9 protein-coding genes are annotated in these 13,013 nt (G+C 42.0%); 5 read left to right on the top strand and 4 right to left on the bottom strand.

Annotated features, from left to right (window positions below; all coding sequences use genetic code 11):
• Window positions 1–186 precede the first annotated feature (186 nt).
• Window positions 187–1,137 (bottom strand): DUF5050 domain-containing protein, encoded by a 951-nt coding sequence (locus L3V43_RS10130; protein WP_237116601.1) that lies wholly within the window; start codon window positions 1,135–1,137, stop codon window positions 187–189.
• Window positions 1,138–1,701: 564 nt separating this feature from the next.
• Between L3V43_RS10130 and L3V43_RS10125 the strand changes: the two genes are divergently transcribed.
• Entirely contained in the window at window positions 1,702–2,910 is a 1,209-nt protein-coding gene (locus tag L3V43_RS10125; RefSeq protein ID WP_010605186.1) for a porin, read from the top strand.
• Between the two features lie 70 nt (window positions 2,911–2,980).
• On the opposite strand, the gene L3V43_RS10120 is transcribed toward L3V43_RS10125, so the two are convergent.
• Window positions 2,981–7,423 carry a di-heme oxidoredictase family protein gene (locus L3V43_RS10120; protein WP_237116602.1) on the bottom strand — a complete coding sequence of 1,481 codons (4,443 nt, stop codon included), beginning with the start codon at window positions 7,421–7,423 and terminating at the stop codon, window positions 2,981–2,983.
• A gap of 348 nt (window positions 7,424–7,771) precedes the next feature.
• Entirely contained in the window at window positions 7,772–8,284 is a 513-nt protein-coding gene (locus L3V43_RS10115) for a GNAT family N-acetyltransferase (protein WP_102057083.1), read from the bottom strand.
• A gap of 357 nt (window positions 8,285–8,641) precedes the next feature.
• On the opposite strand from L3V43_RS10115, the gene L3V43_RS10110 reads away from it, so the two are divergent.
• The 3 genes from L3V43_RS10110 (at window position 8,642) to L3V43_RS10100 (ending at window position 11,824) form a co-directional block, all read left to right on the top strand.
• Entirely contained in the window at window positions 8,642–8,800 is a 159-nt protein-coding gene (locus L3V43_RS10110; protein WP_019647551.1) for a hypothetical protein, read from the top strand.
• Window positions 8,801–9,161: 361 nt separating this feature from the next.
• Complete coding sequence (locus L3V43_RS10105; protein ID WP_237116603.1) at window positions 9,162–10,973, top strand: hypothetical protein; 1,812 nt, start codon at window positions 9,162–9,164, stop codon at window positions 10,971–10,973.
• Window positions 10,970–11,824 carry a hypothetical protein gene (locus tag L3V43_RS10100; protein WP_130126071.1) on the top strand — a complete coding sequence of 285 codons (855 nt, stop codon included), beginning with the start codon at window positions 10,970–10,972 and terminating at the stop codon, window positions 11,822–11,824. Before L3V43_RS10105 ends, L3V43_RS10100 begins: the two co-directional genes overlap by 4 nt.
• 60 nt (window positions 11,825–11,884) lie before the next feature.
• On the opposite strand, the gene L3V43_RS10095 is transcribed toward L3V43_RS10100, so the two are convergent.
• A complete protein-coding gene (locus tag L3V43_RS10095) occupies window positions 11,885–12,568 on the bottom strand; it encodes a substrate binding domain-containing protein (protein WP_237116607.1) in 684 nt (227 codons plus the stop codon).
• A 90-nt stretch (window positions 12,569–12,658) separates the two neighbouring features.
• On the opposite strand from L3V43_RS10095, the gene L3V43_RS10090 reads away from it, so the two are divergent.
• Window positions 12,659–12,925, top strand: coding sequence for a transposase (locus L3V43_RS10090; protein ID WP_119859932.1), 267 nt, complete (start codon window positions 12,659–12,661; stop codon window positions 12,923–12,925).
• The last annotated feature ends 88 nt before the right edge of the window (window positions 12,926–13,013 follow it).

Genomic DNA, 13,013 nt, shown 5'->3' with positions numbered 1-13,013 from the left:
TTCGCCTTGTTTTCCCTAAAACTCTCTGGCTAGACAAGGAGAAAACTAAGTTGTGCTTTAGCAACAATGAGTTGGAACATTCCTTATCCAAACCTCAGGTTAAATATGAATCGTGTAATAGTCATTGAAATAGTCTCCATACCGCTTTATCTGAACGTCTATACCATTTACTGTCAGCGCACAGACCTACTGGCGCTCATTTGATTTCTTTAATTTTTGTAGCGTTTCTTGGTCAAGACCTGGCACAACTGTCGCTTGCGAGCTGTTTTGAAGTATTTTTTTGATAGACGTGCCATCCACATTTATAGAAAAGACATCATAAAAGCCAAATACATTCTCTGAAGCGAAATACACCTTTGTGCCGTCTGGAGACCAAGATGGATCCCACTCTTGAATGTTATTACGAGTCAGTCGCTTGTTATTGGTTCCATCAATACCCATAACATATAATTCCTGATTCCCATCTCTATTAGATAGATAGGCTATTTTTGTGCCATCTGGGGAAATTTGAGGAGACATGTTATCAGTGTCGTCTTGAGTGAGTTGAATAACCTCGCTGCCATCCAAATTGGCAATGCTAATTTGGCTTGGGCTGGCTTTAGATTGGTATAGTAATCGACCATCTGGCATAAATTCTGGAGCACGACCTTCGAGATTTTTAATTTGGCGCTGTTCGCTACCATCAGCATTCATTAACCAAATTTCTTCCTGCCAAACACCTTCCTTATTTTCATATTCTCTAGCAAACGCTATCGTCATTCCATCCAAAGACCAAGCAGGTGCACTATCCCACACATATTTTTTACTGGTTAATCTTTTCAGATTGCGGCCAGTAATGTCAACGGTATGAATTGACCATGTTTTGAAGTTATCGTATTTACCGTAAAAGGTTACTTTGTCTCCCAATGGGGAGACAGCAGGATAGCCGTCACTTGACGTGGCTTTCACGATCTTTACTGGCGATTTACCATCTTGGTCACTTAAGTAAATCGCTTTGCTATTACCGTCTTTAGAACCATATATAACACCATACGACTCTGTTGATGGTTCGCTATATGATTGAACTTCATGAATAAAAAACAACATAATGGTGGAAAAACAAGCCAGTTTTGAGATGCCAATTTTATTAACAAGCATTACTCAATCTCCCTTTTGTAGTTGTGTATCTAATTGGAAGACTACAGAAGTCTATCTACCAAAAACATGATGTTTTATTGATTTTTCGCTGAATTACACTTTTTCGTGCTATTTAACCTGAGCTTCAGATAATTAATGCCTTTCTAGCAGCCAATTTTAGCGCTAACTGCGTTGAATTCACTTCCAATAGCCAGCTATTGGTGCGTAAATTCGCCTTGTTATCCCCAAAACTGTCTGGCTAGATAAGGGTATAATTTAATGTGGGCTTAAAAACAATGAGTTAGCTCATTCCTTATCCAAACCTCAGGTTATTTAGCTGTCACAAAACGCTGATATTGCTATAACCCCTTACATTTATTGCGTAAAATCAATCAATAACCTCAGAACTCGTACTTTCCTAACTCATTGATATTTAAACTCAATGAACAGAAAATGAATAAATTTACCAAAAACCACGTTATTTTCTTGATATTTTTTCACTTTTGCCTGTATTTTAGCTTTGATAATCTCCATTTTTTAGCTAATTTAGCCCTATTTAGCAACAACATTGAAACAAGGTAATTCATGAAAAGAACACTTGCTGCCACCCTAATCGCTAGCGTGACTACTATTCCAACAGTGAACGCTATCGAGATATTCAAAGATGAAAAGAATAGTGTCACGGTTGGCGGCTTTATCGATGCTCGAGTTATTAACACTCAAGGCGAGACTGAGTTGGTAAACGGCGCATCGCGTATTAACTTTGACTTTAAACGCCAATTGAAAAACAACTGGCAGGCTTTCGCACTCCTTGAATGGGGTGTAAACCCTGTTGGTAGTAGTGATATTGTTTACAGCAACCGCTTCGAATCAATACAAGACGAGTTTTTATATAACCGATTAGGTTATGTTGGTATTAAGCACGATGAATACGGCCAAGTTACCCTAGGAAAACAATGGGGCGCTTGGTACGACGTGGTATACAGCACCAACTACAGCCTAGTTTGGGATGGTAATGCCGCAGGTGTTTACACCTATAACAAAGACGACGGCGCGATCAATGGTACTGGTCGTGGTGATAAAGTGCTGCAATACCGTAATCAATTTGGCAAGCTGAGCTTTGCTGTACAAGCTCAGCTAAAATCTGATGACTTTTATACTTGTGATGTCGTTGATATTTCGAGCAGCTCCTGCGAAGCCCAATTTAATCAAGGGAACAACGCGGCACAAAAAGTAGAGTTTAATTCAACTTATGGTGCCTCACTTACCTATGCTGCGACCGAAAACTTAACTCTCACAGCCGGTGTTAACCGCGGCGCGTTTGATATTGTGTACGCTGGTGGCCGAAATCAATCGGTTAAAGATTTAATTTATGGCGTCGGTATTACTTACGGGGATTTCTATAAGCCTGGTTGGTATGCAGCTGCAAACATCAATAAAAACGAAAACCACGATACAGATAACCTAGGCCGCTTAATCAAGGATGCCGTTGGATTAGAGTCGCTTGTTAGCTACCGCTTTGATAATGACGTGCGTACATTTATCGCTTACAACGTATTTGATGCGGGCGATGACTATGTGATCCAACCAAACTTTAATGCTGATCCTAATGATGTTTTTAAGCGTCAGTTTGCCGTGATAGGCGCACACTACTTTATGTCTGAAGACACCATTTTGTACATTGAAGCGCGTAAGGACTTTAGTGACTTCTCAAGCGCCGATGCCGCGCAAGAAGCACAAATGTCACAAACCGAAGACGACGGTATCGCCATCGGTTTCCATTACACGCTGTAAGACTAAGCACTGTAATAACAACTTCAAGTGCATCAAAGCTCATGACTTTCGTGATCTTTGATGCACAAACTTACAATGAGTTTAAAAATGCCAACACGGCTGATTTATCATTTGCCGACAAGCTTTCGTAAGCTACTCTCGCTGCTTGCGCTTCACCATCATGCCATAAAATAGCTTCTTCAATCGTTCGCGCACGACCATCGTGCAGATAGCTTGGCTCAGCGGTACAAAACTCATTGCCCTGCCCACCTAACACATTATCAACACCACCTGTCACACAAGCAGACAATCCAATCCCCCATAATGGCGCTGTTCGCCACTCAGCACCGCTAGCGATGCCTTCACCTAAGTTATCCGCAAGACCTGGGCCCATATCATGTAGTAATAAATCGGTATACGGATGGATCGTTTGCGCACGTAACTCCGCAAATGGATGATACTCACTGGTTTCAAATGTTGCTGTATGGCAACCTTCACAGCCAATTGAGGTAAAGCGTGCCTTTCCTAATTGCACCTCAGGGTCGTCAAGCCCACGCTGCGCTCTTACACCCAATAAAGCGATATATTTGCTTAGCGCAGTGAGGTGTTGATCAGACACTTCTACACCGCCACCTCCGCAGCTTGATTGTGATGCCCCACAGTCAGGATTTGGAAATACCGAGTTGGTTACTCCCATATCCGTATTAAATGCACTAGCGACTTGGTGTTTAATTGATGCCGCCGCAGCTTTGTAGCCAAAGCGTCCTAACCGTGTTTGACCGGTAATAGGATCGTTCACGCGCTGCGCTTTGCCCGAAATACCGTCGCCGTTACTGTCGTTTTCATCCGCCAAGGCTAACACCGCACTCTCTGGTATCGCTTCAAGTAAGCCCAAGCCCACCAGCTGAGGCGCGATACGGGCTGAGTAGCGTGCTGGAGTGGTTTTATTAAATTGGTAATTGGGTGAACGCAAACCATTATTTTCAGTCCACGAAGCAATCGTTACATCTCCCTCGCCTTGCGTCTCGGTATCTATGCCTGTGTTTTTAGGCTGTAACACATTCCCCAATAAGGGATGGGTGTTGCCATTGATATCGGCCACTTTAAACACCCATTTTGCCAATGAGCCGCCAATAGCTGGTGGAGCCGCACGACCATTGCGAACATGGCAAGCTGCGCAACTGTCGTTGATATAGTGTGGGCCTGACTTTCCAACCACCGCACTAAACACGCCATTTTCTCCGTTGCGTTCATCGTGCTCACCATTAACAAAACTACTGTGGTGAACACGTCGCCCCTGAACAAATGCCTGTCCATTTTGGCTCGATAAATTGGTCGCCATTTGCATAAAGTGATTATCAGGCTCATTAGTGTAATTGTATGGCAATGTGGTTTTGCCTCCTAACCACCCCGATTCTGCAATCGGGTAAGAATCTTCGCGTTGTGATGATGGATCAGCAAAGTCGCCAACGGTTTTCCATGGGACAAGCCCTTCACCTACCATGTATAAATACGTTGTACCATAATAATTTTCTCGTCCTTCTGGTGGCGCATCAAGAAATTGGCTAACTTCAAACTCCATGCGCTGACCAACTTCAAGAGGCAAAAAGCCTGCAGCAGGGTCCCAATTTAGCGGCCTGTAGTCATCAATGATCACTCTATAACGATATTGATCACCTGAATCACTTATCTTATTAAAGTTCGTATCATAACTGCCGTTATCAAGCTCAACGACCGCACCGCCACCAAAGTAATTACCGTGGTACTCAGCAACTGTGCCTAATCCACGATACCAAGCACGAAATTCGCGCGCACCGAGTTTCCATTCTGTAATAAAGGTCACTTCAATGCGTGAGCCGCCTTTAGCTACAAAATCAGCGATTTCAAATTGCGCAGTTCGATGCGTCCAATAATGCGATAAATAGTGATCATAGATTTGAAACTGATCTTCTTTTGCATGGCGGTCTCGGCCGCGATCAGCAAAACGCGTAATTAGTGCATCTCCACGGTCATAACTAACGGCTTGCTCTAAAGGTGTTGTTGCATCATAAAGTGGCACAATAGTGCCAAAGTTGAGCTCACAACCTTGGCTGTCAACTTGGCGCCCCGTAGGGGTATTGGGACATTGGTCTAGATTATCTGGCACACCATCGTTATCGCTATCATTATTAGATGAACCAGCGATATTGAACTCAAGCCAATTTAGATTTAACTCACCACCCGCCATTTCAACACGAACGGTATGTACGCCCTCATTTAACGTAATCGACGCAATATTTTGACTAATAAAGGTTTGCCAGCCACCCGTAGCAGGCACAACGGTACTGGCAACTAGATTACCATTAACAAGAACGTTATATGCTCCATTACCAACTTGGGAGGCAACGCGTGCGGTCAAGTTATAGCTTCCAGCGCCTAAATTAGCCTGATATTCGAGCCACTCTCCCGCCGACGTCCAACCTACGTTGTAACCACCGCCGTTGTCGCTGGTCAGCTCAATATCAACATCATCATTGCGATATTCGCCACCTGTATTGCCTGCATCGTTATCAAAATAGTTGCTGTAGTCTTCCGCTTCGATACGAAGTTGCTCAGTGATTAAAATGCTACATCCATCGGTGTTTACCACATCCCCCACAGGCGTATCTGGACACTGATCGATACCATCATTCACGCCATCACCATCGCTATCGTTACCAGCTGAGGATTCTGAAAGTATATAGGCCTGCTCTGCGGTATCTACGACAGTTCCGCCCTCCTGTAAGTAAGTGAACCAAAAACTAACCACATCCCCCACTGCTAGCCCAGATATTGTCAGCTCATTGCGACCATTAATCACTTGCATGCGGACATTTTGCTGCACACCGCCGTTGACTCGATAATGAACATCCGCCCAGCCGGTAGTGTTAACATAGAAAGTTAAGGTATCCAGAGACACCTGTTCCAATCCATCGGGTAAATTATTCAGTGGACAGCCATTCGCATCAACTTCTTCATTTGGTTGAGTATTTGGGCACTGATCGAGGCTATCCTCAACACCATCTTGATCACTATCGACAGGTGCACTACCGCCACCAGTCCAGGTAATATCGTCAATTGCCATTTGAAAAGAATAGTTAGGTTCTTGCCCAGCGACAGAGACAATATTGAAGTGATTTTTAATTGATTGTAATGCCACCAAGCTACCCGCTAACTCAGTGATTGGAATACGCACTTCACCCCATTGACCATCACGAACAAGGCCATACTGATTGGTGTTCGCGGGGAATGTGATCCAGTTCTCATTAGTATAAGTGTCAGCAATGCCAATTCTGAAACTCACATTCGCAGGAATTTTAATCTTAAAATTTAAGTAACCATCCCTAAAGTTGCTCATATCTCGCGCTTGACGACTTTGAATACCGGCTCCAAACCACTGCGTGGGCAAATATTGCCATGCAATCACTTCATTGCCTTCATAGGCAGGGATATTGCCCTGAGTGAGTGAGTTTTGGTTCCACACATAAATATCCGCGTTGCTTCCCGGCACTAACTGATTATCGCTTGGCCCCTCACTAAAAACACCAAAGGTGCCAACTTCGGGCTTAGTGACATTGCCGCTGAACACTTCACCTTGACCATCTAGCTCATAAATACGCACATAATCCACCACCATTTTCCCAGGAAGTGGTGCGCTCACCTGGTCATTGCTAAGCGCGTCCGTAAATAACCCGCCGACAGCCAAGTTCATCAATAGATAAAATGGCGCGTTGAATTCGTTTGACTCTTCACTAATAACAAACGGGCTATCGAACATATCATATTCGACCCCATTATCCTCAACTGTGAAACGGATCGTTTCTTCAGTCCAATAAGTACGATAGATAACAAAGCGATTGGTTAAGGGGGTTGAGGACAAATGTGCATTATCGGTTTTGTATGCCACACTTGCTGCACAGGTTGGATTACCTTCATTGCAGGCGGCATCTGCATAAAAAATTAAGTTTGAACCTGTATAGTTATTGCTTGGCGCACCGGGAAAGCCTGCATCATTACGAGCGGCTTGAGATTGGCCCATCTCCATGATGTCGATTTCGCCTTTTGCCGGCCAGCTAGCTGTACTCGTCCCTAGCATCCAAAGTGCAGGCCAAAGCCCCGTGTCGACATCAGATACCTTCATTCTGATCTCTATCATGCCATATTGCACAGCAAGCTTATTCTTACTCTGGATCTTACCTGAGGTAAATGCCTTGCCGCCTATCGCTTGATTTTTTGCTTCAAGAACAAGGCCTTTGTTTCCCACCTCGCCTACAATGTCGCTAATATAGACATTATTTTCACTGTACCACTGTAATTCTTGATTACCCCAACCACATATTCCTTGGTCACAACCATCCCCGACATCTATATTCCATGTGTTGGTATCTAAATTATTAAAATTATCTTCCCAAAGTAAATTCCCCACAGCCGCGTTACTTTGCGAAGACGCACAAACAATCAGACTGATAACGCTAATGTTTGCGAGCTTTGCGATTAACTTGCTACTCGTTTTCACTTTATGTCTCCAAATGTAATGTATAAAACTGCTTTAGTGATCAACCACTAAAACACGGATCCTTTTATCACTTCATAAACCGCAGAAATGAAAGCGCTTACATTTCAATCCATAACAACCCCGAACAATTGAAAAATATAGCGCTTTTCAAACACACGAGCTTTACTACACACTTTTCAGCGCGGTGTAATCGTATGTTGAATGTTAAACCTAACATGTAAGCGCTTACATTAACAAGAAAATAACAACAATTGTTATATTTTTTACTTTTATCAATTGATGGACTAACGACAAGTCGAGCGCTGTGACCAAAGCACATTCAGGGAAATAAAAGTCAAACCGCTGAGGTCAACAGACACGATGGATCTCATATTCAAAGAAAAGTGGACTGTTTTCATCATGCACTTGCTGTGAAAACCCCAGCTTTTTGAGCAACCGAATGGAAGCATGGTTGGATTGCTCCACTCCCGCAATGAGGGTACTCCAACACTCTATACTGGTAACTGCATGAATAAACCCTTGCAGCAACTCACTGGCGTAACCTTTACCCCAGTGCTTTTCAGCCAATAAGTAACCGATATGCGCATCACTTTCGTTTTCAACGTAAACAAACAAAAAGCCAATTGTCTCATGCTGCCCAAGCTTAACTTGCAGTAAGCGGCTCTCTGAACACATACGCTGAAACCAGTTTTCGGCCTGTTTTGTTGAATCAATACCATGAAAATAAGGCGGAAGGTTTTCAACCACGTTAGAACTCAGGATATGGGGAATTTGCTCTATCAGCCGTTCACGATCGAGTGCTGGAAGATCGTCGTTAACCTCAATAATGTGCAACCTTAAGGTCTGAAATGATAATGCCATTAGCTTCCTACTTTTTATCAACTCGATTGTTATCCTAACTAGGATACTAGCATTGCTTCTTTTAATGTGTAAGGCGTACGCAGCTATTTGCTGCAACAATTGATTGGATATAGGTTGCACAATCAACAAGATTGAAATGCACAAAAGTCCAACGCTGTCATTTTTATTTGCTTGATAAAAATTCAATATAATAAACAACTTAAAAAACAAACAACTAAAAGATCTACTGAAGTTATTTGCCATCCCCGCTTGAAATGTGTTTAAAAATCAAACACATTATTTAACAGATAAGTACTTAGAAATAGGTATTTATCTACATTACCGAATAATCAAAGATAAAAAATAACTGGATACAACATGAAACTGAAAAAAGTAAAATTAAAAAACCTTAACGCAAATAAAGCGCTAGATGCTAAACAAACGAAAGAAATAGCAGGCGGAACCGGCGCTTACAGTAAAGACTACGGCGCATGCTATACCACTCCTGAATTTTGCCCAACAGTTTACATCTGCTAAGTATGCCAAGCCCAGCAACTAGCTGGGCTTGGCTGTGTTTCTCAATCAAGTTATCTTTTTAATTTTACATAGAACTCTTACAGCTAACGTTACTCTACTTTTGCAAAATATTCGGCTTAATTGAAAGTCACCAACCTTATTCAAGACTGTCAGGTGAGCTTAGCATAGGCCTTTAATAACTGGGTGATTTTCCTCCCTATAAAACATGGACATAAACTTAAAAAGTACTAAGAAACTATTTTAAAATATTTTTATTTCATAAAGCATTTGTAGAACCTCATAGTATTTTTTAGTAATTAATATTTCACTCGCACCAAGAAAAATTAGACTATAATTTGTCGGTAACGTGAGGAGGGATTCGATGAAAATTATATTCTTGATGGCAGCCTTTTTTCTTTTTCACAATCTTCAGGCGGCTGCTTCACCTGAAGCTCGCATGATACTGGCTGTTGATTATAGCAAGCTGTCAGATGATGAAATTGGTCAGGTCAACAAACTCTTGATCGAAATGCAGCCTCAAGAAGAGTACTTCGAACATACGGTAGCAGAGAACGAAAATCTTTACTCTATCATACAAAACTACACTAGATATTCTGATGGTGCCTCTCCATTATCTGTCACCCAAATTGCAAACGCAGTAGCTAAAGCTAGTGGTGTTGGTAACTTGAATATAATTAGACAAGGTCAAACTCTTCAATTTCCATCACTGCCAGTGCGTCCTTTCCGTGAAGGTGCATCATATAATCAATATCAAGAGTTTAACCTTGAAACAAAGGAGCTAGCAATTTGCTCCGCAGATGGGTGTGATCCTGTTGGTTTACCAAAAACCTTGATTAACAATCAACGTCGCAGCCTTGCTGACTCAGGTGCACTGTCAATATCCGTAAGTAAAATAGCCCCTCGTGAATTTGAGAAAATAGACGTACTACTCTCAAACCTCGGCTCAAAGGCAACTTTAATACCTTCTGGATATGTTGAAATTGAACTACTGCAAGATGACTTTGGAGTTTCACCAACAATAGTAAAATCCCACCTTCCACAGGCTCCAAGTGCTGGAGCTGCATCTCTATATATAGTGGATAAATTTTCAGAAGACAATTGTGCACACGGTAATCTCGTTGAAGATGTTGTTAGAGATACACTGACTAAGCTTGAAGCATGGGATGAGTTAAAGGCAAGAGTTCATAGGCTTGAACTAGATTTTTGGAAAGACCCTGAAAAAGGAATTAAAATAATCAGGAATTTTATAGACTCTAAATATGCTGACTTTCATGCTAAACAGCTATTCGAGAAAGAGCTTTACGATATAAAAAAAGACGTCGAAAGAGGCGCTGCTCGTGATGGTATCCCAGCCTTATATTTGAGAGCATTGTTGGAAAACGTTGAAGCCGACAATGGTATTCCAGTTTTATCAGCTTCCTTTTGGGTAAAAGATCAAGGAATAAGAATTCTACCTCGGGATCATAGGTTTTATGAGCGGACCTTCATCTTTGCTGCTACACCAAATTTATCTCTCGAAATTGAGTCAGCGAGCCTTCCTGAACCTCAAGGGAGTGTATACTCAAATCGTTCTCGCTCTGCAATTCTTGTTTCGGCTTTTGACGCTAACCTTGCTATTACAAGTATGTTTTCACGTAATGGAGATGGAATAGAATTCATTGATTTAGGTACTGTCACAGGTCAATTTGGTCATTGTAAAAACCGTAACGACCATGGCAGTAGCTTTGCAACTCCAAAAATAGCAGCATTGGTATTCAAACTCGCAAATGAATCTCCACGCGACAAAGTAATTAGGCGAGTTTTACTCAGTGCCGATATACAAGAAAAGTTTGTGAATAGAGTTCAGGCTCCTGGCTCACCTAGGCTAGATCTTGCCAACCTTGATTCTGGCCTCTACGGAATTAAGCATAATGGAATTATTGAACGATTAAGTTCCACTTCAAAGAAACACACTTTAACGGTTGATCAGATTAAGCAGCCTTTTGGCCTTGTCAGCGGAAATACCCCCTCTATCGCAGGTGTATTTTTCGGAGTAAATGATACGTACGTATTCAGAGAATCTCTCTGGAGGTGGAGCCAAGCTAAGGTAAGTACATTCAGTATTGTAACAGACATAGGCACTATTGAACTTAGTGAGTTGAAACTGAAATATAAAGGAGTCATTGCTTTATGAAAAAATACTGTCTTATAAGTATTATTTTTAGCACATTATATATTACGGGTTGTGACGAAGATTATAATGGAATAATGCGAGAAAAAGTACGTAACGCTTTAGGTGAAGATTACAATAACTACTACTTTTTCTCTTATCCAACTGATAATTTTGGAATCGGTACTATCCACGTTTTAAATAAACCCAACGAACCGATAAACACATCAAATCAATATTGCGCGACATATAGCTGCCTAGGCCTGGAGAAAAATAGAGTCTTAGGCAAGTCAACTATAGACTTAGACGGATTTGCAAGCACAGGCTTAAAAGGCGGAGTCATTACATTCTCTGAGAATGAATCAAAAAGCCTTGGCTTGAGCTTTGTTTTGCCCCAATTATTCGCAGCTCTTGGTCTTAATGGTAATTTCGAAAAGGAATCTGTTACACGGGCCAAAATCACTCTTGGCCAAGCATACCCAAGAACCCTTGAACGAAGAAAGTTTAGAGAGTTTATCACTAGAGCAGATATTGGCGCGGATACATTCCTTAGAGAAGCTTTTATGGAAGGACGTCTTGCCGTCGTTGTATCCGACGTAGTTATTGAAAATATGACAGTAGAAATTATGGTTGATTCTAAATTACAATCAGGGCTAGATGCTAAGCTAATTGAGATTCCAGGAGGGGCTTTTTCTGATTCACAAGTAGGCTTCAAGCTAAGTTCTTCCTCCCAAGGAACATTTGTATTTGAAGTGAAAAACCCTGTTATCTTAGCAAAATTTACTAAGAAACAACCCAGGGGGGGAGAATTAGCAGATGAGAACTCGTGGGATGATTGGATTGCTATCCCGACGATTTCAGAAAGCTCAGAATAGATATCAAAATAATTTCCCAATCTTACTCACGACAGCACCAAAATTGAGACAGTTACTAGATCACCATGGCGTGCTGGCAAAATAGTGAGACAAATAGTCTATCAATGCCCTCACGGTTGGAGACATATACTTTCTCGAAGAATAGAGCACATATATATTCATATCGCTTGGCTTCCAATCAGGCAATACCGGCTTAAGCTCACCAGATTTGATGTAGCGGTTAACCAAATAAGTGGGTTGAATTGCCAGACCAGCGCCATTTAACGCTGCGTGCAATAAGGCCGTTGCTTCGTTCGCAGTTAAACGGCAGTTTACGGCTACCGACTGTTGTGAGTTACCTTTGCGCAAATGCCAGATATGCTGCTGAAAATTCTTATACCCAAGGCATAAGTGCTCAGCTAGGTCATCAGGTTTTGTGATTTCACTTGTACTCGTAAGGTATTGCGGCGACGCCACGATAACAGAGTCACATACTGCAATTGATTTACCAATCAAAGAAGGGTCCGGTGCAGAGGCAATACGAATAGCCAGATCTATCTGACTCTCAGTGAGATCGGCCACAGAATCTTGCAAATCAATGTCAATATTTACGTCGGGATGTGCTGACATAAACTGTTGAATAGCGGGCACTAGTTGAGAAAAGCCAAAAGACATACTGGTTGCTAGTCGAACCGTACCAGACAGTTTGCCGCTGGTATTCGCCAAGCCGGTTATGGTGTCGGCTTGCCTCAGCCACTGTCTCACTTCTTCCAAGCAGGACTCCCTGTAACTCCCCCAAAAAATGAAACAGTTCATAAGTAGAATTTTCCATTAACTAAAATAGGAAAATTTACGATGAGAAAAAGCAAGTTCACCGAAACCCAAATTGTCAGCATGATCAAGGAAGCTGAATCAGGTATTCCTGTGCCAGAAATCTGCCGCAAACATGGTATCGGCCAAAGTACGTTTTATAAATGGCGCTCAAAATATGGCGGGATGGAAGCTTCAGACGTTAAGCGACTTAAAGAGCTTGAAGAAGAAAACCGTAAGCTAAAAGATATGTTTGCAACGCTTAGCCTAAAACACTCGATGCTTGAGGATATCATCGCAAAAAAGCTGTAAAAACAAGTAGGCGCAGAGCTTGGGTAGAGCATTTAAGAGCTCAATTTAACGTCAGCGTCGCATTTGCTTGTGAAGTGGCAGGGCTAAG

It is taken from the genome of Pseudoalteromonas sp. L23 (assembly GCF_021728455.1).
In the GTDB taxonomy this organism is placed as follows: domain Bacteria; phylum Pseudomonadota; class Gammaproteobacteria; order Enterobacterales; family Alteromonadaceae; genus Pseudoalteromonas.
This window is presented reverse-complemented; position numbering and strand designations above follow the sequence as displayed.